Genomic DNA, 24,773 nt, shown 5'->3' with positions numbered 1-24,773 from the left:
CAATATCTTGGATCGACTGACCAACCCGGCCGACGAATGGGTCGATGTTACGACGGAGGACTACAACAAAGATCTCTTCCCCGAGATTCGCTTGGCCAACGGTCAATTGATCTCCTACTTTGCTCCGTCCAAAGGTGGGATGCTTTACGAATTGGATGTCCGAGGGATTGAGCACAATTTATTGGCGAGCATCCAGCGTCGGCCCGAGCCTTACCATGCCAAGGTGCTAGCGGGAGCCACGGAAAACAACTCGGGAGCATCGAGCATCCATGATCGCGTGGTGTTCAAGCAAGAGGGGCTTCACGAACGTGTTCAGCACGATCGATACCCTCGCAAATCGTTGATGGATCATTTCTTCGATGACCAGATCTCGGTTCAGCAAGTGCGCGATGGGGGTGCGATCGAGCGAGGCGATTTTGTCGAGCTTCCTTTCGACGCGAAATTGCGTCGAGGTAGTGGGAAGATTCAAGTTCAAATGAAGCGAACCGGCAACGCCTGGGGGATTCCATTGACCTTGACCAAAGGCATTACCTTGTTCGCAGGTTCCCACGCGTTGGAGATCACTTATCTCATCGAGGGACTTCCTCAGGATCGATCCTTTCACTTCGGAGTCGAATTCAACTTCGCAGGGATGCCCTCCGGAGCCGACGATCGCTTCTTCTACGATGAGAGAGCGGAACGAATGGGACATCTCGGTTCGACATTGAGTTTGGACGGGCGCGACTATCTGGGGATGATCGATCAATGGCTTGGGGCCAATATTCAGATGACATGGAATCGTCCGACGAATCTATGGTGTTTCCCGGTCGAGACGGTAAGTCAAAGCGAAGGTGGATTCGAGTTGGTGCATCAATCGGTTTGTGTGCTACCCCATTGGAACGTGGTGGGCGATGCCCAAGGTCGGTGGTGCGTCTCGATGGACTTGATTACCACGTGCGAGCATGAACCCAACTCGCGCGCCGCACAACTGTCGTTTGCCCACGCCAGTTTTTAGCAACAAAACAACAGGCTTCGCACCAGGCGACAATCGTTTGGTACTCGGTCGAAGCCACCCGGAAAGTTAGTGGAGGATCAGAAGATGCAATTGTCACCTATCGTATCGCAAACGCTCGACGTCGTACGTAAAAGCGCCGAGAACGATCAAGCGATCGCGACGGCGTTGATGGCGAAACAGCAAAGCGTGGCAAAGCAGCAGGGGGAAGCGATCGTCGAACTCATTCAGTCGATTCCAACCGCTCCTTCACGTGGGATAGACGTCAAAGCCTAAAGGTCTATCGGCTGGAGCTAGGTTTGCTCGCTTCACCCTTATGTTGTTCTGCGACGATGGCTGCCTCGCGTGCTTCGAGCAATGCTTTCATAGCGTTGTCTCGACGGCCTTCCGGCAGAGCCTTCCAGGCTTGCGTGTAGTACATCTCCACGGAAGACCATCTTTGTTTGCGCCGTGCCTCGTCCGCGAGATTCAAGTAGTACTGCGCATCGTCGATCGCCTTGCGATCGTCGACGGGCGTGTGGCTCATCGCCATCAAGTAAGCGTAGCTCGGGGGAACTTCGTACGACGCTTTGGTGCGGAGCGAGTTGGCCTGAACTTTGGATGGAGTGATGGCCAGTTGGGTTTGTTTGGGCTGGGTTTGCGACCGAATCATTCGATCCAACTCGTCGAGATCGATGATGGTTGCATGGATCGAGGCGCCGGTGGCGCTTCGCGTTTGTCCGGAAGCGGTAGCGGCCGGATAACGAGCGCTGCCACTATTGCCGCGTCCGTGCCCGCCGAGGTAGGCGCCACCGGAATCGGGCACCAGCGCTCCGCCTGAAATCGAGAAAGTTCCGAGAGTTGGAAGTTGGACGACTTGGCCAAAGGCATGCGCAGTTGGGAATGTGCCGAGCAGGACCAAGAACGAAAAGAAAGTATCCATCCTGGACATAGATCAGATTGCCTTCCAAAGACGAGAGAGCAGAGAAGAGAACAAAGAGAAGAGACCGAGTTAGATCCGCGGCATGGCGTATCCGAGGAGGATGCCGCCAAGGATCGAGGAGACCCAGTAAATGATAACTGTGGTAACGAGATGCTTGCTGAACAGTCTCGAAAACATGTAGTAAAGAATGTAAAAGGGAACGAACATTGATAGGAGTCCTTGCTTCGCAGACTCTTTAAACGCGGTGATGAGAATGGCCAGCGATGCAAAGATCGAGATGGCGACCATTGCAGCACCAAAAGAACCCGACATCACGGTCAGATAGGTGGCGGACTGGATGCGGCGCAGCAGTTCGATCGAGGACGATTTTCCTGACGTGGCGGCATCCATTTTGATCGCGAGCCCGGCGATGAAGATCACGATTCCCGCGAGGATGCTGAACATCATCCACCAAGGGGCACCGGCTCCGAGGAGTCGTTTCTCGGTTGCCTGTTCCCGTTCCATCATTTCGGCGGCTTCGTTCAAGTGTTTGTTGCCAAACTTCTTTTGCCCCTTCGCCTGAAACCCTTCGAGCTTCTTCCCTTCTGCCAAATTGAATCCGCAGTGAACGCAGAGGACGGCCCGGGGATCCAGAGGGGAATCGCACGAGGGGCACATCTTGCCCGTTTTCGTCACCAATCCCACGTCGTCGAATAAGCCGGCGAGGTTTGAGCTGGGGGCGGGTGCAGCAGACCGGCCGGGCGAAGTCTTGGAGGTCGATCCCGCGCTGGGGGGCTTGGGAGCGGCAGGATTTGCCGTGGCGGGGGACCCCTTGGTCGATGCGGCAACCGGCTTCCCTTGGCTTGCAGGGACCTTCAAGCCCCCTTTGCACTTGGGACAACGTCCACTCTTGCCAGCCATTTCGTCGGGAACGGAAAGGGTCTGGCCGCATTGGCAGGTGACACGGATCGGCATTCTCAAGGATTCCAGGGAAAAGTTCGACGCTTACACCCGTCTATTCTGAGCTGCGATCGCGTGGGAAACAATGAGCCTGCAAGGATTTGTGGCGAATTTCAAGCGGCAATCGCCCCAGCCAAAAATCGGAATGGCACACGGATTGCTCCGTCGAGCTTCCTTCCGATCTGGGCGTGCCGTTTTGGCGTGGCCCATTCGCAATCGAGGCTTCGTGCCGCCAACCGTCGATTGAAGTTCCCTTTCCGATACACCCTCAACGGAGTCCTACTACATGGCCGCAACAAAAGAGAAGTCCAAGGTGAAGCTTGTTCCGCTCGGAGATCGCATCGTCGTTCAACGCGAAGTATCCCAGGAAAAGACAAGCGGAGGAATTTTCTTGCCAGATAGTGCCAAGGATCGCCCCACCCGCGGCAAAGTGGTTAGCGTCGGCGATGGCCGCATGCTCGAAAATGGCAGTCGATCGGTGTTGCAAGTCAAAGTAGGGGATCTCGTTCTCTTCACCAGTTACGCAGGCGAGAACATCGAGGTCGACGGGGAAGAATATCTGTTGATGAACGAAAGCGAAGTTCTTGCAGTTCTCGGCTAATCCCGGCCAGATCCAATCCGAGCACTCGGTTTCAGACCAACACTCGGTTTCAGACCAACACTCGGTTTCAGACCAACACTCGGTTTCAGACCAACCCAGTACAACTTAATAGTTACATACGGAGTATTTTTCGATGGCAAAGATTATCGCTTTTGATCAGGAAGCACGGGAAGCAATCCGCCGCGGGGTCAGCAAGCTCGCTCGCGCGGTCAAGGTCACGCTTGGGCCACGCGGCCGCAACGTGATTCTGCAGAAGAGCTTTGGCAGCCCCACCGTGACCAAAGACGGTGTAACGGTCGCCAAGGAAATCGACTTGGAAGACGTTTACGAGAACATGGGCGCACGCATGGTCCGTGAAGTCGCCTCGAAGACGAGCGACGTGGCTGGTGACGGAACCACGACCGCGACGGTCATGGCTGAAGCCATTTTCAACGAAGGCCTCAAGGCCGTCGTCGCTGGCGTTAACCCCATCCAAATGAAATCGGGGATCGAAGCGGCTGTTACCGACATCACGGAGAAACTCCGAAAGATGTCGATCAAGATCAAAGACAAAGCCGAAATGGCAAACGTCGCAACCATCGCTGCCAACAACGATCGAGCGATCGGAAACCTCTTGGCCGACGCGATGGAACGAGTGGGTAAGGACGGGGTTGTTACCGTCGACGAAGGAAAGAGCCTCCACGACGAACTCGAATTCGTCGAAGGGATGCAATTCGATCGTGGATACCTCTCGCCTTACTTCGTCACCGATCCCGGAACGATGGAAGCCGTCCTCGAAGATCCGTACATCTTGGTTTACGAGAAGAAAATCTCCAACATCAAGGATTTGGTCCCTGTCCTCGAGCAAGTGGTTCAACAAGGCAAGCCTTTGTTGATCATCGCCGAAGAAGTCGAAGGGGAAGCTTTGGCGACGTTGGTGATCAATCGCCTCCGCGGTACGCTCAACGTTGTCGCCGTGAAGGCACCGGGCTACGGTGATCGTCGCAAGGCAATGATGGAAGACATCGGCATCTTGACCAATGCCACCCCTGTCTTCGAAGCTCTCGGCAAGAAGCTCGATTCTCTTACCCTCGCAGACCTCGGTCGTGCAAAGAAGGTGATTGTCGACAAAGACAATACCACGATCATTGAAGGAGCTGGCAAAGCGAGCGACATCAAGGCTCGTATCGATCAGATCCGACGCGAAATCGAAAACACCACCAGCGATTACGATCGCGAGAAGCTCGAAGAGCGATTGGCGAAGCTCGCCGGTGGCGTTGCCAAGGTGAACGTCGGAGCGGCGACCGAAAGCGAAATGAAGGAAAAGAAGGCACGTGTTGAAGACGCGTTGCATGCTACCCGAGCTGCGATCGAAGAAGGTATCCTCCCTGGTGGTGGTGTCGCTCTCCTGCGAGCCTCGACCCAAGTGCAACCAGCGGAATCGCTGAGCCAAGACGAGGTCACCGGCTACAACATCGTTCTCCGCGCTTGCCGCGCTCCTTTGACCATGATTGCAGCGAATGCTGGCCAAGACGGCGGGATCGTTTGCTCAAAGGTAGCAGAAGCCAAGGGCAACAACGGTTACAATGCACTCACCAATGTCTACGAAGACATGGTGAAGGCCGGCGTTATCGACCCGACCAAGGTAACGCGAACCGCTCTTGCCAACGCAGCGTCGGTTTCGACGCTGCTCCTCACCAGCGACGCTTTGATCGCCGAAAAGCCCAAGGATGATCACGGTAAGAAGGGTGGCGGCGGCCACGGCGGCGATTACGACATGTACTAAGACGAGATCATGCACCCGAGATCATGTGCCGCCGAGTCGGTCTCGATTTCCAGTGCCATGACTTGAGAAAAAAGAATCAAGGCCCTCTCGAACAGGAGGGCCTTTTTCTATGCATGGCGAAAACGCCCCATGGACTCGGACAGACCGTTTGCGTCGCCGGTCTGCGGTGTCACAGACCTGCGGTGTCGCTGGCTAACTCTTGCCAGCGTTTGCATAGAGAGGCCCCATCGGCTCGCATCCTGTTTATTGGGATTGCCGATGACGAAGTGGGTAAGATGAATCGACTAAAGAGCGGCGGTTAGCGAATGGACCAGGGTTTCAATCTTCGCCAAAGCATCCGCTTCATCGGCACCGGCATTTTCCATCATACGTACAATGGCCGAACCGACGATCACGCCGTCGCTGACAGGTGCCAATAGCTTCACATGCTCTGGTTTGGAAATCCCAAAGCCAATGCAAATAGGAAGGGGTGTTCGTTCGCGAAGCCAAGAGACTCGATCTACCAGATCGACAGGCAATTCGCTTCGTTCGCCTGTAATACCTGTTACGCTGACGAAGTAGAGAAAGCCCGTCGATTGCTCCGCGATCTTCAGCGCTCGTTCACGCGGTGTCGTTGGAGTTACCAGCTGAATGAGATTGAAGTCCTTTTGTTTGCAGAGGCGGGAGAGGGCATCGCTTTCCTCAACCAGCAAGTCGGGAACGATCGCCCCTGCAAAGCCCGCCCCTTTCGCTTGATCGATGTACTTTTCGGGACCGATGCGGTGGATGATGGCGTAGCTCACCATAGATACCAGCGGGAGAGATACCTTCGGGGCAATCCCTCCGATTCCGTCGAATATCTGTTGCAGTTTGAGTTTCTTGTTCAATGCACGCGTATAGGAAGCTTGGATGACCGGGCCATCGGCGATAGGGTCGCTGTAGGGGATGCCGATTTCTGCCATCGAACATCCGAGCCGGTCAAGCAACGTGACGACCTTGCACGTGAAATCCATATTGGGATCCCCGGCTGTGATAAACGGCATGAATGCCTTGCGTCCCTCGCGGCGGAGCTTGGCAAACAGGTCATCGATAGCGGTCATAACAAATCGGCTTTCCAGACAAGGCAGGTGTTGGGATTCGAAGATGGGGAGGATGGGAGTGGCGGACGCGACAGCTTACCACTGTTGGCCGCGAAGTCGAGCCAGCTCGGCAGCGTCTTTATCCCCACGGCCGGACAAGCAGATGACCAAATGCTGATCAGGGCTCATCCCCTTGGCGATCTCCACCGCCTTGGCAACCGCATGGCAAGTCTCCAGAGCGCAGAGGATCCCTTCGTTTCTCGCTAGATAGTCGAAGGCCCCGAGAGCCTCGTCGTCGCGACAGGAGGTGTACTCCACACGATGCGTGTCTTTCCAATAGCTGTGCTCGGGTCCGACGCCTGGGTAGTCCAAGCCTGCTGAGATAGAGTGAACATCGCTGGTTTGCCCATCGTCGTCCTGCATGACATAGCTGTAGGATCCATGCAATACTCCCGGGCTACCAAAGGTCAAAGGGGACGCATGCTCCCCTGCTGTTGGGCCGCGGCCACCCGCTTCCACACCGATCATTCGAACCGATCGATCCTCGACGAAGGGGTAAAACATCCCTGCCGCATTGCTGCCTCCTCCGACGCAAGCCACGATGGTATCGGGCAGGCGTCCGATCGAGGTCAAGCACTGCTCTCGGCACTCTCGTCCGATCACGCTTTGAAAATCCCGAACCATCATTGGGAACGGGTGTGGTCCGATTACCGAACCGATGATGTAATGGGTATGCTCGACGGACGACATCCAATCTCGCATCGCTTCGTTGACCGCGTCTCGCAGTGTTTTCGACCCGCTTTCGACCGGACGAACTTCCGCGCCCATCAATCGCATACTGAAGACATTCGGTTTTTGCCGACGAACGTCTTCCGCACCCATATAGACCACGCAGGGTAATCCAAAGTGAGCGCACGCGGTCGCGGACGCAACTCCATGTTGGCCCGCCCCGGTTTCCGCGATCACTCGCGTCTTCTTCATACGAAGAGTGAGCAAGGCTTGGCCGAGGGTATTGTTGATCTTGTGCGCCCCGGTGTGGTTCAAATCCTCTCGCTTGAGCCAAATCTGCGCCCCTCCCATCTGCTTGCTCAATCGCTTGGCGTGGTACAGAGGAGATGGGCGGCCGACGAAGGTGTGGAGCAACTCGTTCAATTCCGCTTGGAAGTCGGGATCCTTCTTCGCTCGATCGTATTCGACGGTCAGTTCTTCCAGGGCACGAGTCAATGTTTCCGGAACGAAACGCCCACCAAAATCGCCAAACCGACCCGACAAATCGGGAACTTGTTTCGAAGCAACCTCGGAAGAGGAATGCGGGGTAGCCGATGAAGCTGCGCTCATGCGAGATAGGGAGGTTGGAGGGAAAAACTAGGATTTGGAGGGCCTCTGCCCTGGCATTGTCGATCGAGGGGGGAGGAGGGTCAAGCGACAAATGCCGCCAGTTTCCGGTATGCATGGATCAATTGTTCCGCTGCCTGCTCGATCTCAGATTCCGAATTGAATCGACCAATCCCGAACCGAAGGCTCGCTCGGGCCTCATCTTCGGATCGGCCAATCGCACGCAGAACATGGCTTGGCTCGGGATGGGCGGACGTACACGCGCTCCCGCTGCTGACGGCAACGCCTCGAGCTTCCAGCATCAAGGACTGGCCATCGACCTTCGGGAAACAAACGTTCAAGTTCCCCGTCAATCGCTGCTCCCCGGATAACCGACCGTTTTCATCCTGGCAAGGTTCGCTTCCCCACCCCGGACCGTTGAGGGACAAGCCCGCAATCTCGTTTGCCAGCAACTGCCAAAGTCGATCTCGCCACTTCCAATGGTCGATCGACTCGGAAGCTCTGGTCTGTTTGGCGATGTCGAGCGCCATCCTCATTCCGATGATGGACGAGCTTGCCAACGTCCCGGAACGCAAATTGGACTGCTGTCCTCCTCCGACGATCTGCGGGGCGAGCTTCACCCGCGCGTTGGCACCGCGAACCAGCAAACCACCGATCCCTTTGGGACCGTAAACTTTGTGCGCCGAATAACTCAACAAATCGACTCCTAGTTCGGACAGGTCGACCGGAATACGCCCTACTCCTTGCGTCGCATCGGTGTGAAGCGGGACTTCGTATTGAGTACAGATCGCGGCGATTTCGCGGACCGGTTGCAGCACACCGATTTCATTGTTGGCCAACATCACGCTCACCAAGGCGGTGTCGGCATCGATTTCCTCCGCGATTCTCGTCAAATCGATTTGTCCTGGTACCGAATCCTGATGGGACTGAACCGGTAAGAGCCTTACCTCGAATCCGAGCTTCTGGAGCTTTTGAAGAGGCCCTAACATCGCTTGATGCTCCGAGACAACCGACACGATTTTTCGGCGTTTCTGTCTCGGATGAAGGCAGATGCCAAAAGCTGCCAGATTGTTGCTCTCGGTAGCACCGCTGGTTACGATCAACTCGTCGGCTTGCGCACCAAAGAAATCGGCGATCCCGATCAGAGCGTCGTCGATGGCCTCTTTGGCTTGTCTACCCGGTTCATGCGTCGAGCTCCCCGGGTTTGCATAGTGGGTATCAAACCAGGGGAGCATGGCTTGCACCACGCGTGGATCAACCCGAGTCGTGGCATGGTTATCTAAATAAATGGCATTCATAACCCCATTCTAGTAAGGATTCAGAACGAGGATAAGCGGACCGTGGTGTGGCGCACCGAGCCCGCTAGCGCGTCGATTCGTTAATGCGTCGACTCGCTCGGTATCTCACTCGGTTCAAACCACCGGTAGATCGTCGGCAGCACCAACAGCGTTAATGCCGTACAGGTGACCAATCCTCCGATGACCACGGTCGCCAACGGTCGTTGCACCTCCGCACCTGAACTGGCTGAGATCGCCATTGGAATGAATCCCAATGCACCGCAGGATGCCGTCATCAAAACCGGTCTCAATCGATCCATCGCCCCATCGACCACCGCGTCCAATTGGCTTTCTCCAGCATGGCGCAGATGCCGCACATGTTCGATGAGAACCACTCCATTCATGACTGCGATTCCGAACAAGGCGATGAACCCGACCCCAGCGGAAATCGAAAAAGGCATATCGCGCATCCAAAGAAGGAGAATACCTCCGGTCGCTGCAATGGGAACATTCAAATAGATCAACAATGCGAGTTTGACCGAGTGGAACGTTATGTAGAGCAAAGCGAAAATCAGAATCAGCGCGACCGGAACCGCAATGGCTAGGCGCTGCGTGGCTGCTTGCAAGTTTTCGAATTGCCCCCCCCATCGCAGTGTGTAACCGGCAGGAAGAGTCACCGCCTTTTCGACCACGGATTGCGCTTCGGCGACAAACCCGGCTAAGTCTCGACCTCGCACATTGCACTGGATGAGTAATCGTCTTCGGATCGCATCCCGACTGATCTCCACGGGGCCTTCTTCAATCACGATTTTTGCCAATTGGGAAATGGGGATCTGTCTCCCTTCGGCATCCATGATCTTGAGTTGCGATATCTTTTCCGTCTCGTTTCGCCACTCCGGTTTCAGCCGCACTTGCAGTGGAAATCGGCGTTGTCCCTCGAAGACTTGACCGACTACCACACCTCCAACGGAGGAGATCGCGTCCAGTACTTCGCTGGAGTTGATTCCGTAGCGGGCTAAGTTTGCTCGGTTGAGAATGACTCGGAGGTACGGAAGACCTGCGATTTGCTGCGCCTGAACATCGGCTGCACCTGGGACCTGGTTGAGGGCCTGCGCGATCTCATCTCCTTTTCGTTTGAGTTCGTCCAGATCATCCCCGTACAAGCTCAGACCGATATCGGAGCGAACGCCAGCGACCAATTCTTGGACACGCAGTTCGATGGGTTGCGTGAAGCTAAACGAGTTGCCAGGCACATCTTCTTGAAGGGCCTCCTGCATTTCCTCGATCAGCTCCGGTTTGGTGATCGAACGTTTCCACCGATCGTGCGGATGAAGCCGGACGATCACGTCGGTCTGGTACACCCCCATAGGGTCATTGGCGATTTCGGGGCGACCGGTCTTGGAAACCACGCTCTCGACTTCCTCGAACTTCAAAAGGCATCGCTCCATCGCTTTGGTCATTTCGACGGAGGTCTCAAGCGAGACGCTCGGTAAACGCGCCGCTTGGATGGCGATATCCCCCTCGTCGAGCTTGGGTACGAACTCCACTCCAAAGCGAGTGGCTAGCAAGACGCTGACCGCGAATAGGCCTACGGAGGAGCCTAGCATCAGACGTGGCGTTCGCATGGCGAAGGCCAGCATCGGACGGTAGGCGGACTTCAGCCATCGAACGAGAAATGTTTCCCGTTCTTGAATTCGTCTGGCTAAGAACAGGGAAGCCATCACAGGCATCACTGTCACCGCCATCACCAGCGCCGAGGAAAGGGCGGACATAAAGACGAACGCCATCGGGCGAAACATTTTGCCTTCCATGCCTTGAAGGCTGAGGATGGGGATAAAGACGATCACCACAATGATTCCCGCGAACAAAATCGGTTTTCCGACCTCCTTGGCCGATGTGCGAAACACCTCCAAGGGTACGGTTTGCCCCGGTTTGTTTTTCTGATACCGCGATGCGCGGCGAACACAATTCTCGATCATGACTACCGCACCGTCGACGATCACTCCGAAGTCGACGGCGCCGAGGCTCATCAAGTTTGCCGACACACCGGCGTATCGCATGGCGATCAAGGCGCTCATGGCGGACAACGGAATCGCGGCCGCTACGATGAGTCCTGCCCGAACATCTCCTAGCAACAGAAAGAGCATGAGGATGACCAAGGCGACGCCTAGGCCAATGTTTTCACCGACCGTATGGATGGTTTTTTCAACAAGTTCCGTTCGGTCGTAAAATGTTTCAATGGCGACTCCATCGGGAAGAGTTTTGCTGATGTCTTCAATCTTGTGTTTCACCTCTTCCACGACTTGGCGAGAGTTTCCTCCCATGATCATCATGACCATACCGATCACCGCTTCTCGGTCGCCATCGCGAGTCACCGCACCCTGACGAAGCATCGGAGCAAAGCGAACTTCCCCGATGTCTTGAATGCGAATCGGCGTCCCTCGTCGGCTGTCCAAGACGATGGAGCGGATATCTTCGAGAGATCCGACCAAACCCTCGCCGCGGATGAGTCGTTGTTCGGCGCCGTGGTTGATGTAGCCGCCTCCAGCGTTACCGTTATTGGCTTCGAGAGCTTTGAAAACATCACCGAGCGATATGCCATAGTTCTGAAGCTTGTCCGGATCGACTTGCACCTCGTATGTTTTCAGTTCGCCTCCAAAGGTGTTGACTTCGATGACCCCGGGAACGCTGCGAAGCTGGAATGCGATTTGCCAATCCAGAATGGTTCGCAGTTCGTTGAGAGAGTGCGTTGCTCCCTCCGCATTCCGAACTTCGAATTGGTAAATTTCACTCATCCCAGTTGCGATAGGACCCAGTTCGGGGGTGCCCATCCCGGGGGGGATGTTCTCGCGAGCCTTCAGCAGTCGCTCGTTTACCAAGTTGCGAGCCCAGTAGATATCGGTCCCTTCTTCGAATGCGACTGTTACGGCGCTCAGCCCGAATCGGCTGATCGACCGAATCTCTTCGACACGTGGGACGCCGCTCATCGCGTTCTCGACCGGAAAGGTGATGAACTGCTCGACTTCGACGGGGCCCAGGGCCGGTGAATTGGTGAGGATTTGAACTTGAACATTGGTCAAGTCGGGGACTGCATCCACAGGAATGGTCGTGATGGCGAGTCCTCCCATGCCGAGGACGACAAAGGAGAGGAGCATCACAATGAATCGATTGTTCAGCGCCCAATCAATAAGGTTGTTCACCATGGCTTATTCCTCTCCCATCAAATCGGAGAGCAGTTTTGATTTGAGGACGAAGCCCCCTGAGGTTACGACTTCCTCTCCTTCTTTTAGCCCGTCCAAGACGATGATCTCTTCTTTGCCAGCTTCTCCGACCGATACATCGCGACGCATGAATTCTTCATTGCTGGATTGAACGAAGACGAATCGCTTTCCCTCGTGTTCCAGCACTGCCGACTTGGGGACTTGCAAAACCGACTCTTCGACGAGCCCAGGTAGTTCGATCTGCACGAACATTCCCGGCTTGAGTAGCTGTTCAGGGTTATCGGCGATCGCTCGCATCGAGATCGTTCGTGTGGCGTCGTCCATGATGTCGCCGGTGTAGAAGATCTTGGCTTCAAAGGTGCGATCGGGCCAGGCTTCATTCCGAACGGTGAGGGTCTTGCCCGCGAGCGAATTGAGCAGGGGTACATTCTGTTCGTACACATCGGCAGCGATCCAAATATTGCTGAGGTCGGCGATGCTCAGCATCTGGGAGCTTGGTCGAACTTGTTCTTTGAGGGCTGCATCTTTGGAGATGACCGTCCCGTCGAAAGGAGCGCGAATGGGGTAGTCCGAAATCGTTTGTCCCTGACGCTCTGGGTCGATGGAGACGATATCTTCTTCATCGCAACCGAGGATCCGGAGATTCGTGGTAGCGACGGAGACGCGTGTACCTGCTTCCATGGCAGCTTGCGATGCCAAGAGCAAAGAGGTTTTCAGCTCGAACTCGACTTGTTCGATTCGGCTTTGAAACGTGGCGAGATCTGCGTTGCGGCTCGACTCGGCAGCGACGAGTTGTTTGGCCGAGATCGCGCCTGAATCGGTAACCCCTTCCAGACGCTGAACATCCGACTGGGATTTGAGAAAGCTGGAATAAGCCAGGAGCAATCGTTCCCGATAGTCTCCCATCCCGCGGCTTCGAAACTGGGATTCGATGTCTTGAATTGGCTTCCGTTCCCGGAGTGCTGTCAGAAGCTGCTCGGTGTTTTTGGAAATCTCTCGTTGCAGATTCTCTTTGACCTTTGCGATTTCCCATTGCAGTCTGGCTTGGTAGAGCTCGAGTTTGGCCGAGCCGATTTCGCGGCTGTGGATCATGACGAGCAACTCATTTGCTTTCACTTTTTGGCCAAGCCCCACGTAGACTTCTTCTACGGCGCCTTCGACCATGGGATAGATATGCGCGATGCGATCCTCGTTGAGAGAAACCTTGCCAGTAAGCATCACCGATTTCTGAAAGGGCTTTTTGACAGCGGGGGACTTCGCAAGCCCCAATTTCGTCCATTGAGATGCGGGAACGAGAACCGTTGGTGGGCTATTGCCCGTTCCGCTCTGCTGGTCGGTTTGGCTCTCGGGTGCATCTGAATGTTTCGAGCCGGATTGGTCGCTAGCGTGTGGCGATTGGGTACGGATGCGCTGGTAGGCGTAGTAGGCGGCCGCTCCGAGGATCCCTCCAGCCAGGAGGAAGAGAGCGGCGGGTTTCCACGCCAGCCCCATCGCGGTGCGACGCTTCGGCAAGGATTCGGATGGTTGATGGGATGTCATGATAGGAAGGGCCCCGTGTTGGGGAGATGGAATGGGAATTCGACGTGGAGGAAGGGACCGGATGCAATCGGCAACGATCCAGTGCAACGGCGAAGGATGAGTACAGTGTTCCGGCGCGATGTTCCGGCGCGATCACCGCATTGGGGCGGATCGGCGAGATCGGCAGGAGGTTTCATCCCGCGAAGGGACTACGCGCGAGAGCACGCGAGTAGGAGATTGAAGCTCAAAGAAGGAGTCGCGTGGTGCGAATCCCATGGCTCAGAGAAGGTGCGAACCGGGGGCTCGCCACGCGGGGACCCGGGGTTGGGGGCCATTGGAATTCGCCCCACAGTTGGACAACACAAAGTGGAACGGAGTCGGTACCGGCGATCGATATCCCAACAAGGTCCACCGACGGTTCTGACGCGTTCGCTTCCGGATTCGCGTTCGAAGCGAGGAGGATGGAGATCCAATGAACATGGACTTCGGAATCTTCGACACCTTGGTGTTCGGACGCCGGAGTGTTTTGGAGATGCGCGAGGAGGGCGGGGTGTTTCGAAACCTCCGACGAGTTGGTCGGGTGGGCATCGAGCATGGGGAGGGGCAATCCAGACAAAACGATCGCGCAGAAGAAAAGTGCGAGCGACCGGAAGCGGGAAAGCAGATACGACATGGATTGCAAAACCTCTAGGCAGCAATATACCTTGCGAATGCCTGGAAGTCACTTAAAAAAGAAGAGCCAAGGCATAGACCTTGGCTCTTGAACGGCAGTTGGCGCCAGCAATGACAGCGACCATGGGGTGCGAGGGGCGGGGACTAGAACCCTTTGAATGGGTGGGATGCGGAGTCCTTTTGGTCGATCATTTGTTGGACGGTTGGGAGGCCTTTCATCGCATTGGAGATGGCATCCTTGGTCGCTTGGTAGTTGTATTCGTAGATCTTCTTATCGTCGTTGGCAGCAGGGTGGATAAACACACCGCAGACGATAACAAGGTTTTCGGCTTGATCTTTGGGGATCACGCCAGCGGCGACGCTATCGGCCACTGCTTTTGCGACGGCGTATTGGGCGGGTCCGAACATTTGAACAGCTTGCTTCATCCCCTTGATGGTCACTTTGGTGATCATCACGGTGCTTGGCTTGACGGCAACGTTAGGGGTGAGAACTGCGAGCAGGTTGGTGTGACCGTTGCTTTGGTTTGCGAGCGCGTTGGCGAAAGCGACGCCCACAGGGCCTTCTTTGCTGCCGATCATGAGGTCGATGTGTGCAATTTCATTGCCTTCGCCTACCAGTGCTTCGCCGACATACATGGACATGGATAAATCCCCAGGGGTGGTTTGGATGGAAAGAATTTCGCGACACGCCGCGATACTGAACACGAAAAGGTAGCAAACTGCAACATTTCTGCAATCAGCCCCGGGTTGTCGCCCCTCCGTCTCTGCCGGTTTTTCCTAAGAAATCGAAGGGTGTCCGGTTCATTCCTGCGTGAAAACAGTGGAATTTAGCGATTCGGAGTGTAACTTTAGAGGAAGCGCGCATGCCATGACTCTTTCGGCACGCCGCTTGCCTATTTCCCAAATACCAACGGTTTATTTCAGACCGCGACTTGCTCACAACTTCGTCCATCACCTCCTAATCCATTACGTCAGGTATGACCATGAAGCGGACCCTTTCGAAACTACTTTGCCTTTCCTTTGTTTTCTCCGTGTCGGTCCCATCGGTGGGTGGTTTGGCATGGGGTGAGGTGCCTCCTTCCAACGCGAAGTCCGAGACGACTGCGAGTGTGGGTAAGGGGGGAGCGGCCGCGGGATCGACGTTGGCCAGTTCTAAGGGAAAGTCGAAGAAAAAAGAGGATCAGCCAGCCCGTTCGGTTGAGATGTTTCAAGCGATGGAAGATGGTTTGTTGACGGTCGACTACATCGGAAAGGATGCGACGGAGGCGAGCGTCCTTTTCAAGAACAAGACGGGTGAGCCGCTCGATATCATTCTGCCCGAAACGTTTGGCGCGGTCCCTGTCCTGGCGCAAGGGATGGGGATGGGTATGGGTGGAATGGGTATGGGAGGAATGGGTATGGGAGGAATGGGCGGCGGCATGGGAGGAATGGGCGGCGGCATGGGAGGCATGGGGGGAATGGGAGGCGGTATGGGTCAAGGCATGGGTGGTGGCTTTGGCGGAATGGGAGGAGGCGGCATGGGAGGCATGGGTGGCATGGGAGGTATGGGCGGTGGTATGGGAGGTATGGGCGGGGGCATGGGAGGCATGTTCCGCGTTGAGCCCGACAAGATCCGCAAGGTAGTGGTTCCGACCGTTTGTTTGGAGCACGGGAAGCACGATCCGAATCCTCGCATGAAGTACCAAATCGTTCGATTGAGCCAAGTGAACGATTCGCCTGTTGTGAATGAGCTTTGCAAAGCGTTGGCGAATCGCAAGGTCAGTCAGAACATTGCCCAAGCGGCAGCTTGGCACGTCGCCAACGGGCTGACATGGCAAGAGTTGGTGAACAAGCCTCGGGTTATTTCTCAATACACGGGGACTGAGTTGTTCTTCTCGCGATTCGAAGTCGAGAACGCCATTCGCTTGGTGAGTTACGCTAACGAAAGGGCCGAGACCGCCGAGGGATATAACAACGCAGCCCCCCAATCGACCAACGACACGGAATCGATCGGCGAACAACTGTCTCGTCAACCTGGTAACTGATGCTCTGTTTTGCACGTGCGGCGCCGGAGCCGAGCACCCCACGGTAATGCGAGCGACCGGTAACGAAAGCGACCGGGGGCTAGAGCGACCGGGGACCTGAACAGGTCGTGTACAATACAAGGCCGCTGTCTCGCAGCGGCCTTGTTGCATTTACCCTTTGAGTTGCATCCCCGTGAGCGTGGATCGTTTGCGATCCGATGTTGAGGTTTCAGCGATGTCCTTTGAACAGCAGGTCCTTTTTCAAAGGATTCTTCTACCAGGCCTAGCGTCCCTTGTTGGGTGCTGGCTTTTTCTTTCTTCGAAGAGTGAATCTGGTGGAGAGGAGGATGCTACCTATCCCCACGCGCGTTGGAAAACCTTGCTCGGCTGTTTGCTCATTGGAGGCTCGCTGTTGGTTTCGGATTTTTGGCAGAGAGAGCTGTTGTGGGATCCGATGGCTTGGACATCCTGGACCGCCAGCTACCGTTGGCAATGGCTGATATGGCTGATCCCGGGAGCCGTATTGGGGCTTGGCCTGCTACGTCTCTTTTCCGTCAGCGAGCGAGAGCAATCCGCTTTGGTGTGGCCAGCGCTCTGTTTGTTTGCGATAGGCGCGCACTATCTAACGATCTTCGAACCAGAGACTTGGCCGAATTGGTTGACCCCAATGTTTCAAGCGATCTTGATCGGGTCAGCCGCCAGCATTTTGAATATGGCCTCGCTCCATTCCTTGGTTGCGACCGGGGCGTCGCGATGGACTCCGTTGGTCTTGTTAGCCCAACTCGGCTGCGTAGCTGCGATCGCAATACAATCCTACGCTAGCCTTGGAGAATGGGTCCTGACGGGCATCGGTGTCACGCTAGGCGCTACCTGTGTCTCCTTTTTCTACTCGGCAAAATCTCGCTTGTTCGGAGTCTGGCCCCTGGCCATTGCCCTCTATCCCATCGTCATTAGTGCATCGATATGCCTGTTGTCAACGGGCTACTTTCGATCGCGCCCGCTACCCATCGGGCTCACTGGTGTTGTCTTATTCCTGCCATCCCTGGTCGGCTTTCTCGACTTTGTCTATGGAAGGTATGGCCGGCCATGGTATCGGATCGTTTGGGCCGCGGTGGCTTGTATCGCCGTCCTGATTGCTGTTATCCTCATTACGGAACCTTTTCAATCCGACTGGTAGGATCGAGATCTATGCAAAGCACCGAATGGATGGAAAGCCCGATCGGCCCCATCGCAATTACCATCGAGTCCGACCAAGTCGTCGGGATTCATTTTCGCGACCAGCGCGACTGTCCGGCGGCTGGCATCGAGGCCGCGTCCGGTTCCCTCGCTAATCGTAACCACGCTTTGCACCGAAGAGTTGCCGAGCAGTTGTCCGAGTATTTCGAAGGATCGCGAACCGAGTTCGATTTCCCGATCCGCTTTGTGGGGACCGAATTTCAGAAGCGAGTTTGGGAGCAACTTCTCACCATACCTTATGGGGAAACCTGTTCTTACCAGGCGATTGCGGAGCAGATTGGAGCGATTCGTGCGGTCCGTGCAGTAGGCGGAGCAATTGGAAAGAATCCGCTGGCCATTGTTGCTCCCTGTCATCGGGTGTTAGGCAAAGACCGAACGCTGACCGGTTATGCAGGAGGATTGGATCGCAAGCGATACTTGCTCCAAAGAGAGTCGCCCCATGCTGCGGGTGATTGGAAGGAAGTTCGTGAGACGTCCATCCCATCTGAGGTAATGGAGTGCCGATAAACGCAGACTCGCCGACTCGGTTTTGGATCCTCGCGGCACTGCTGCTTGCGTCTGGGTATTTGGCGGTTGGCTTCTCGGGCGTCGTCCTTTCCTTTTGGGTGCTGCTGTTTTGGTATTCGCTTTGGCGCAGACCCTGCCGGTACGAGATGCTTTTGCTGAGTTTGGTAGGGTTAGCGGGTGGTATGATGTTGATTCCGGTGTCCCTTTGGTCAACCTCTCGACCGATACTCCTTATCGGTTTTGGGCTTTTGAGCTTATCTCCTTGGCTCAGTTCGATCGCTCTTCGATCTTCTACCTAGTCGGGTGTCGCGAAAACCTGCGAGCCATTCTGCGATCCATTCCGTGGGTATGAGAACGATTCGATTTCTTCGGAATCGCAATCGATCTGGTTCATTGGTTAAGGAATAGTGAAGGATGATGGTTTCGTTAGCAAACCATGAAGCTTGTGTGAATTCGGTTCGTTATCCATAGCGGCCAAACCAACCCTGGGTAGACTCCTCAACCGCTGACGAAATGAGCCTCGAAATTGGCTTGGGTCAGCCAGTTCGGAGTCTTTTCATTGAGGTTGGTAAGAGGTTATGAAACGAAGTTTCTTCGCTCAACGGAAGTCGCGTGCATTCACGTTGGTTGAGCTCTTGGTCGTGATTGCCATCATTGGTATTTTGGTTGGGTTGTTGCTCCCAGCCGTGCAAGCTGCGAGAGAGGCCGCTCGCCGTATGCAATGCTCCAACAATCTGAAGCAAATGGGATTGGCCGTTCACAACTTCGAGTCGGCGGCTCGCAAGTTGCCTCACAGTGGTCAGTGCGATTCGACCGGTTCGAATACCACGACCTACATGATTCACTCCACCGCTACGTTGCTCTTGCCCTACATCGAGCAGAACAACGTTTATCAACTCTTCAATCATGACGCCGACCCACGTCAGTCGGCGACGTACTCGGCGACCCAAAGCGGCAGCATTTTGATTGCCAACGGTTCAGCGCAATTGCACCGTGATGCGAAGGGTTACTCCTACGATGACACCGCGTTCCCCGCAGGTCAGCAAGCCGCCAAGGCGAAGATTTCGACCTTCGTCTGTCCCTCGGCTCCTATTTCCAATGATGCGCGGGATCCCGTACATAGCTTCGGCGGATTCGATTACATGTTCGTTGCCTTGTCGGACGTCGATGCTCGACCTTCCTCGCCAACCTATCTCATGCGTACCCCGACTTCTCCAGCTGCGGATTGGACAGCTCAGGTCGTCAGTGGCATGCTGAATTGCGATGGGGGAGGAATCGGTCGTGTGACCGACGGAACGTCCAACACAATTCTTTGCGTGGAAGATGCTTCGCGAGCCCACCCCGCCGTCGGATCGTTCGGTGCTCAATCGGCTCGACGTTCCCCCACTCCAACCTCGCGAGCAGTGGTAGAAGCGGCGCCATTCCCCGTCGGCAATCGCCGCGTTCATGCTTGGGCAGATCCCGATGCGTGCGCCAATGGGTTTTCTGGACCGAGCAATGCAACCGGTAGCCGAATTGCCAAGATCAATAACTACAAGCAACCGATTGGCGGCCCTGCCGAATGCCGATGGTCCGTAAACAACTGCGGTCCCAATGACGAACCATTTGCGTTCCATACCGGTGGCGTGAATATCGTCATGGGTGACGGATCTGTCCGGTTCACCTCGGACAACACCGACACCCTCATCCTCAAGTGGTTGGTCGGTGCGTCGGACGGAAACGTTATCAACAGCCAAGACTAGTTAGACTGTCAAATTGAAACCTCTTCGATCGCTGGGTGGGACATGGATCTCACCCGGCGATTCTTCTTCAGGAACCGAAAATGCGAATCAAAGACGGATATTTTTTGTTGATCTTGGTTATCGGTTTGATCGTCGGTTGCGGCCCATCGATTCAATCCGTGGGAACCGTTGAAAAGGTGCAAGGAAGGGTTATTGGCGCAGATGGTGCACCGATTGGTAATATGCTCGTGATCCTTCAACCGACGGAGAACGGGTATGTGACCGAGATGGAAGTGGATGCGAAGGGAGTATTTGAAGGAGAGCTCATACCTGGCAAATACGTTTACTACTTCATACCCTCCAAGAAGTCGAAGGCGGCTATGCCGAAGACCATTAGCGCTCCTTTTACCGAGCCCAAGATGGAGCATTTAGTGGAGGTCAAAGCTGGGACGGAGATCATCTGCAAAGCAGAGTGATCGAGGCGGCAATCGTGAAAGATCCGAACGTATCTTCCGATTAAACGGATTTGATGAACCGCGATCGATAGACCGGCAATCCGTTTCGACGGGTTCGTCGCTCAAAGTGCGTTCGGTAGTCCATGTCATGCGTGGAGGCGGGCTCGCTCACAAACAGCGGACCTTCCAAACGCGTGACCTGATCGATCAGCTCTAGCGTTAGTTCGTAATAATCCAGCACGTCGGTCCAAAAATGGAGCTCACCATTTGGCTTGAGGATCCGTTCGATGTTTCGAAGGGAGTCTTCATTGAGGACTCGCCGCTTCTTGTGTTTTGCTTTCCACCATGGATCGGGGAAATAAACATGCACCGCGTCGATCGAATCGGTTTGAACGTCTCGATCGATCACAGCGACTGCGTCACAAGCGAAAAACCGAAGATTCTTCAGGTCGGCTTTTTCCACCTTGGCTTGGCATTCCCACGCGTATTTCGCGGCAAGCTCCAGCCCGATGTATCGCGTTTCCTGGTGTTGGGGTGACTGGTTCATCAAGAACAGTCCCTTTCCCGAGCCGATTTCTAGTTCCAAGCGTGCATCGGTGTTCAGCCAATCTCGGAGAATTTGTTCGTCTTCGGAGCGATAGAATCGCCCTCGCATCGCCGGCTCGTCTTGTTGCATAGGAATTTTGATGGGTTATAACCGTATTCCAAGTCTTGGGGGGTTCCCCCACGCTGGTAAAGAATTCCTTCCAGGATAAGCGTTTTCGGTCTGTTCGAAAGCCGAATCCCGTTTCCCCTTACCTTTCGATCCCCACCGTTCATGATTTGGGCAGCAAACCGACGCGCCCTACTCTTTGTACCTTGCTATTAGGAACGATCACCATGTCGATAGAACATTCCACGGCATCCGACGCATTACCATCCACCTCGGCAGTTGCAGATACCGGATCGCATTCCGTAAGCCAGGAGGGACGCCGCCAGTTCCTGAAGACGTCGGCTACGGTGGGTGCGGCCGGCGTGGCGACTTCCTTTCTAAATCGTTCGGTCCATGCGGCTGGGAGCGACATTCTCAAAGTAGGATTGGTCGGCTGCGGCGGCCGAGGGAATGGAGCTGCCAAAGATGCCATGTCCGCTGACCCAGGTTGCCGCTTAACGGCGATTGCGGAAGTCTTCTACAACCGTCTTGAAGAAGGGAAGAAACAGCTTTCCAAAACGCTGGGTCCGCAGTACGAGGTTTCAGACGATCAATGCTTCTCGGGTTGGAATGCCGTCGAGAAGATTCTGGAAACCGACATCGACGTTATTCTCTTGGCGACTCCTCCCGGTTTCCGCCCGATGCATATCGAGGCCGCGATCAACGCGGGCAAGCACGTTTTTTGCGAAAAGCCGGTAGCCGTCGATCCCGTCGGTGTGCGCCGAGTCATGGCCGCGTGCGAGAAAGCGAAAGAAAAGGGACTCAGCGTCGTTTCGGGGCTTTGTTGGCGCTACGACCTCGGTGTCAAAGCCACCATGGAACAAATCCAAAACGGTGCGATCGGCGAGATTGTATCGATTCAAGAAAACTATCTCACCTCCACGCTTTGGTCGCGAACTCCAAATCCCGATTGGACGCCCATGCATCGCCAGGTCCTCAACTGGCTCTATTACAGCTGGCTCAGCGGAGACCACATCGTCGAGCAATTCATTCACTCGCTCGATAAAGCGATGTGGCTGCACAATGACGAACCACCTGTGAAGTGCTATGGAACAGGAGGACGCCAAGTCCGCACGGCACCCGAGTTCGGCGATATCTACGATCACTTCTCCATCGTTTACGAATGGGCGAATGGAACACGTTGCTATGCCGCGACGCGTCAGATGTCCGAGTGCTTTAACGAAACCGAAGACTACGTTTATGGCACGGAGGGAACTGCAAAGGTCTTGGCCAACAAGATCACTGGCAAAGTGAATTGGAAGTACGAGGGGGAAAAGCCGAGCATGTATTACCTCGAGCATGTCGCCCTGATGAACGCTATCCGCCGCAACGAGCCGATTAACAACGGCGACTATATGTGCAAGAGCACGCTTATGGCGATCATGGGACGCGAGGCAGCGTACTCGGGGCAAGTGATCAAGTGGGACGATGCGATGAAGAGCGATCTGAAGCTTGGGCCCGACAATGTCACCGATTGGGGGGATGCTCCGAACCCAGAGGTACGCATGCCAGGTCGTTACAAGTTCATCGATGCGTAAAGCCAAACCGTAGGAACTCCATACCGAAGGAACTCCCTTCGAAGGAACAGTGCGATTCATGTTTAAGAACTTGACCAACTTTGCATCCGCCATGAAGAACTTGACCCAATTGGGGCCACAAGTTCGCGCGCTGCATGCAAAGTTAGAGACCGCCCGCATCTATGGTTCTAGCAACACGGATCGAGGTTCGATTAACATCGAGATGAACGGACTCGGAGTTGTGACGCAGGTCAGCATTGCTCCTGAGTTGCTCGCGCCGGACGCCAAGCTGGAGCTCGAAACACGCATGGCAGACGCCATCAACCAAGCCAATCGGACCGCCAAGGAAATGCACATCCAAGCGATCCGAGAGGTGACGGGGGGCGTCGAAGTCTTTCCTGGCTTCAACGATGTTCTTAAAAACTTCGTAGGGTAGCGTCGCGACGTCCATGACCTCCGAACCGATCTTGAACATCGTTTTGTACCAGCCTGAGATTCCGCAGAACACGGGGAATATCGGCCGGACCTGCACCGCCTTGAATGCCAAACTGTGGATTGTACGCCCGACCGGATTTCGAATGGACGAAAAGCAGTTGCAGCGGGCCGGGCTCGACTATTGGCAACACCTCCAATGGGAAGCTGCCGATTCCTGGGATCATCTTTTGCCTCGTATCCCATCGGATCGCCTTTGGATCTTTACCAAGTTCGCATCGCAGGCCTACACCGCTCCTCATTATCAACCCGGCGACTGGCTCCTCTTCGGTAGCGAATCGAGCGGTCTGCCCGCTTCCTTGAGAGAGAAATTCGCCAGCCAGTGCGTCTCTGTGTCCATGCCCGGGCCCGTTCGCAGTCTCAATCTTTCGGTGACGGTAGGCATCGCCGCCTACGAAGCCTACAGGCAGTTTTCGCTCGCCTGACAATACGAGTCTTCCGTCCTTTCTCTGGATTGCGCCGTTCGCCCAGTCCACCATGAGTGCCTCCAATTCTCTACATTTGGCAGCTGGCGTTGGAGCCTTTCACCCGGGCGTCAGCAGATCGGACTGGAAATTACTACGCCTATCTGGGTATGGTGCACGGAATCGTTCAAGTCCCTGACAAACTCCTTCACCGAGTGGGTCTACCGGAGAGAAACCATGCATCGCGAGGAACGGGTCATTCGAATCGAAAATACGTTCAGGATTCGATCCTGTCAGCTCCTGTTCGCCAGTAGGATCTTGCTCGGATTGGCGGTTGCCTTTGGGCTCGGTCCGTTCGCGAACAAGGCCATCGCGGAGCTCAAGATTCAGGACATTTGCCGTCTTCAAGGGCAAGAAGAGAACACGTTGCAAGGGATTGGCTGGGTGGTGGGACTGAAGGGAACCGGAGACGGTGATTTCAAGCCGACTGTCCGATCGATTGCCCAGGCGCTCAAGGGGCTTGGAGGCAACCCGTCGTTCGATATGCAGGGTCGCATCAACGAAAAAGAATTCGCCAACACCAAGAATGTGGCCATGGTGTGGGTGGTAGCCAAGATTCCGCCTACCGGTTTGGTGCAAGGGGATAAGGTTTCTTGCACGGTAAGCGCTATCAACGCCAAGAGCCTCGAAGGAGGCTATCTTGTTTTGACCCATATGCTCGGGCCGCGAGCCGATCAGACGACGACCTACGCTTTGGCAAGTGGACCGGTGACTCTCGATGACCCGAAAGTTCCCACGTCGGGGCGGGTCGTGAACGGGTGCAAAATGGAGCAGACCGTTCAGAATCCATTTGTTCAAGACAACAAGGTCACGTTGGTCCTCACTCCCAATCACAGTTCCTTCGCGACCTCGCAGTTGATCGCGGACAAAATCAATCGGTACGACGAACAAGGGGGGACGGGGAATCCCAATGGTTCCTCCGGCACCCGCTCGACTCGTTCCGTACAAAAGATCGCTTCGGCGATCGATCAAACACATGTCGTCGTACAGGTTCCGGAAATCTATCAAAGCGAACCGGTGGAATTCGTTTCCATGATCCTCAACCTGCCGTTGATCAACCTTGCAAACCAAAAGCGAGTTTACATCAACGAGCGAGAGGGGGTCGTCGTTATCGGAGAGGACGTCACGTTTGCCCCCGTCGCCGTATCGTTTGGCAACCTCACGTTTTCTCCGCGGGGAAACAATCCGCCCGCCGGGGGCTTTGTCGGTCTCCCCAAAGAAACGCCGGAGAACCCCAGATTGAAAAGCTTGGTGGATGGCCTCAATGTGCTGAATGTCCCGACCTCGGACATCATTACCATCATCAAAGGGATCTACAAACAGGGGAATCTTTACGGGGAGCTCGTAATCGAGTGACGCGTCCTGTCCGCACGGCACCCCGTGCCATG

24 protein-coding genes are annotated in these 24,773 nt (G+C 55.2%); 14 read left to right on the top strand and 10 right to left on the bottom strand.

Annotated features, from left to right (window positions below; all coding sequences use genetic code 11):
- Window positions 1–7: 7 nt before the first annotated feature.
- Both VN12_RS26840 and VN12_RS17465 read left to right on the top strand, forming a co-directional pair.
- Window positions 8–994 carry an alpha-amylase/4-alpha-glucanotransferase domain-containing protein gene (locus VN12_RS26840; RefSeq protein WP_409994284.1) on the top strand — a complete coding sequence of 329 codons (987 nt, stop codon included), beginning with the start codon at window positions 8–10 and terminating at the stop codon, window positions 992–994.
- Window positions 995–1,078: 84 nt separating this feature from the next.
- Window positions 1,079–1,267, top strand: coding sequence for a hypothetical protein (locus VN12_RS17465; RefSeq protein WP_146678043.1), 189 nt, complete (start codon window positions 1,079–1,081; stop codon window positions 1,265–1,267).
- A 4-nt stretch (window positions 1,268–1,271) separates the two neighbouring features.
- Here the strand turns inward: VN12_RS17465 and VN12_RS17460 are convergent, their stop codons facing one another.
- Together VN12_RS17460 and VN12_RS17455 are read right to left on the bottom strand one after the other, a co-directional pair.
- Window positions 1,272–1,913 (bottom strand): hypothetical protein, encoded by a 642-nt coding sequence (locus VN12_RS17460; RefSeq protein WP_168164480.1) that lies wholly within the window; start codon window positions 1,911–1,913, stop codon window positions 1,272–1,274.
- Window positions 1,914–1,982: 69 nt separating this feature from the next.
- Window positions 1,983–2,867: a zinc ribbon domain-containing protein gene (locus VN12_RS17455; protein WP_146678041.1), complete on the bottom strand. Its 885-nt coding sequence runs from the start codon at window positions 2,865–2,867 to the stop codon at window positions 1,983–1,985.
- Between the two features lie 271 nt (window positions 2,868–3,138).
- Between VN12_RS17455 and groES the strand changes: the two genes are divergently transcribed.
- Together groES and groL are read left to right on the top strand one after the other, a co-directional pair.
- Window positions 3,139–3,453, top strand: coding sequence for a co-chaperone GroES (groES, locus tag VN12_RS17450; RefSeq protein ID WP_146678040.1), 315 nt, complete (start codon window positions 3,139–3,141; stop codon window positions 3,451–3,453).
- Window positions 3,454–3,586: 133 nt separating this feature from the next.
- Window positions 3,587–5,218: a chaperonin GroEL gene (gene groL, locus VN12_RS17445; protein WP_146678039.1), complete on the top strand. Its 1,632-nt coding sequence runs from the start codon at window positions 3,587–3,589 to the stop codon at window positions 5,216–5,218.
- 284 nt (window positions 5,219–5,502) lie between these two features.
- Here the strand turns inward: groL and trpA are convergent, their stop codons facing one another.
- From trpA to fae, 7 genes are all read right to left on the bottom strand, one after another.
- Window positions 5,503–6,297, bottom strand: coding sequence for a tryptophan synthase subunit alpha (trpA, locus tag VN12_RS17440; RefSeq protein WP_146678038.1), 795 nt, complete (start codon window positions 6,295–6,297; stop codon window positions 5,503–5,505).
- Window positions 6,298–6,372: 75 nt separating this feature from the next.
- Entirely contained in the window at window positions 6,373–7,614 is a 1,242-nt protein-coding gene (gene trpB / locus VN12_RS17435; RefSeq protein ID WP_146678037.1) for a tryptophan synthase subunit beta, read from the bottom strand.
- Between the two features lie 80 nt (window positions 7,615–7,694).
- Entirely contained in the window at window positions 7,695–8,909 is a 1,215-nt protein-coding gene (locus VN12_RS17430; RefSeq protein ID WP_146678036.1) for a cysteine desulfurase family protein, read from the bottom strand.
- A gap of 80 nt (window positions 8,910–8,989) precedes the next feature.
- Window positions 8,990–12,091 carry an efflux RND transporter permease subunit gene (locus VN12_RS17425; protein ID WP_146678035.1) on the bottom strand — a complete coding sequence of 1,034 codons (3,102 nt, stop codon included), beginning with the start codon at window positions 12,089–12,091 and terminating at the stop codon, window positions 8,990–8,992.
- Window positions 12,092–12,094: 3 nt separating this feature from the next.
- Window positions 12,095–13,648 (bottom strand): efflux RND transporter periplasmic adaptor subunit, encoded by a 1,554-nt coding sequence (locus VN12_RS17420; protein WP_146678034.1) that lies wholly within the window; start codon window positions 13,646–13,648, stop codon window positions 12,095–12,097.
- 223 nt (window positions 13,649–13,871) lie between these two features.
- Window positions 13,872–14,300: a hypothetical protein gene (locus tag VN12_RS17415; RefSeq protein ID WP_146678033.1), complete on the bottom strand. Its 429-nt coding sequence runs from the start codon at window positions 14,298–14,300 to the stop codon at window positions 13,872–13,874.
- A gap of 143 nt (window positions 14,301–14,443) precedes the next feature.
- Window positions 14,444–14,941: a formaldehyde-activating enzyme gene (fae, locus tag VN12_RS17410; RefSeq protein WP_146678032.1), complete on the bottom strand. Its 498-nt coding sequence runs from the start codon at window positions 14,939–14,941 to the stop codon at window positions 14,444–14,446.
- 341 nt (window positions 14,942–15,282) lie between these two features.
- On the opposite strand from fae, the gene VN12_RS25905 reads away from it, so the two are divergent.
- The 6 genes from VN12_RS25905 (at window position 15,283) to VN12_RS17380 (ending at window position 20,242) form a co-directional block, all read left to right on the top strand.
- On the top strand, window positions 15,283–16,323 hold the full coding sequence (locus VN12_RS25905) for a hypothetical protein (protein WP_168164100.1): 1,041 nt from the start codon (window positions 15,283–15,285) through the stop codon (window positions 16,321–16,323).
- Window positions 16,324–16,537: 214 nt separating this feature from the next.
- A complete protein-coding gene (locus VN12_RS17400; RefSeq protein ID WP_205855072.1) occupies window positions 16,538–17,479 on the top strand; it encodes a hypothetical protein in 942 nt (313 codons plus the stop codon).
- Window positions 17,480–17,490: 11 nt separating this feature from the next.
- Window positions 17,491–18,045 carry a methylated-DNA--[protein]-cysteine S-methyltransferase gene (locus tag VN12_RS17395; protein ID WP_315850171.1) on the top strand — a complete coding sequence of 185 codons (555 nt, stop codon included), beginning with the start codon at window positions 17,491–17,493 and terminating at the stop codon, window positions 18,043–18,045.
- Window positions 18,036–18,344, top strand: a complete 309-nt coding sequence (locus VN12_RS17390) for a hypothetical protein (RefSeq protein WP_146678029.1) — start codon at window positions 18,036–18,038, stop codon at window positions 18,342–18,344. The genes VN12_RS17395 and VN12_RS17390 overlap by 10 nt, the downstream gene beginning before the upstream one ends.
- Before the next feature lie 279 nt (window positions 18,345–18,623).
- Complete coding sequence (locus VN12_RS17385) at window positions 18,624–19,787, top strand: DUF1559 domain-containing protein (protein WP_146678028.1); 1,164 nt, start codon at window positions 18,624–18,626, stop codon at window positions 19,785–19,787.
- Between the two features lie 80 nt (window positions 19,788–19,867).
- Window positions 19,868–20,242 carry a carboxypeptidase-like regulatory domain-containing protein gene (locus VN12_RS17380; RefSeq protein ID WP_146678027.1) on the top strand — a complete coding sequence of 125 codons (375 nt, stop codon included), beginning with the start codon at window positions 19,868–19,870 and terminating at the stop codon, window positions 20,240–20,242.
- 40 nt (window positions 20,243–20,282) lie between these two features.
- On the opposite strand, the gene trmB is transcribed toward VN12_RS17380, so the two are convergent.
- Complete coding sequence (gene trmB, locus VN12_RS17375) at window positions 20,283–20,897, bottom strand: tRNA (guanosine(46)-N7)-methyltransferase TrmB (RefSeq protein ID WP_146678026.1); 615 nt, start codon at window positions 20,895–20,897, stop codon at window positions 20,283–20,285.
- 203 nt (window positions 20,898–21,100) lie between these two features.
- On the opposite strand from trmB, the gene VN12_RS17370 reads away from it, so the two are divergent.
- The 4 genes from VN12_RS17370 (at window position 21,101) to VN12_RS17355 (ending at window position 24,741) form a co-directional block, all read left to right on the top strand.
- Entirely contained in the window at window positions 21,101–22,450 is a 1,350-nt protein-coding gene (locus tag VN12_RS17370; RefSeq protein ID WP_146678025.1) for a Gfo/Idh/MocA family oxidoreductase, read from the top strand.
- 58 nt (window positions 22,451–22,508) lie between these two features.
- Window positions 22,509–22,865 (top strand): YbaB/EbfC family nucleoid-associated protein, encoded by a 357-nt coding sequence (locus tag VN12_RS17365; protein ID WP_146678024.1) that lies wholly within the window; start codon window positions 22,509–22,511, stop codon window positions 22,863–22,865.
- A 13-nt stretch (window positions 22,866–22,878) separates the two neighbouring features.
- Window positions 22,879–23,346 carry a tRNA (cytidine(34)-2'-O)-methyltransferase gene (locus VN12_RS17360; RefSeq protein ID WP_146678023.1) on the top strand — a complete coding sequence of 156 codons (468 nt, stop codon included), beginning with the start codon at window positions 22,879–22,881 and terminating at the stop codon, window positions 23,344–23,346.
- Between the two features lie 216 nt (window positions 23,347–23,562).
- On the top strand, window positions 23,563–24,741 hold the full coding sequence (locus tag VN12_RS17355) for a flagellar basal body P-ring protein FlgI (RefSeq protein WP_146678022.1): 1,179 nt from the start codon (window positions 23,563–23,565) through the stop codon (window positions 24,739–24,741).
- Window positions 24,742–24,773 lie beyond the last annotated feature (32 nt).

This window comes from Pirellula sp. SH-Sr6A, assembly GCF_001610875.1.
Taxonomy (GTDB): Bacteria; Planctomycetota; Planctomycetia; order Pirellulales; family Pirellulaceae; genus JBKCUI01.
The sequence above is the reverse complement of the archived record's forward strand: the minus strand, read 5'-3'. Positions and strand labels throughout refer to the sequence as shown.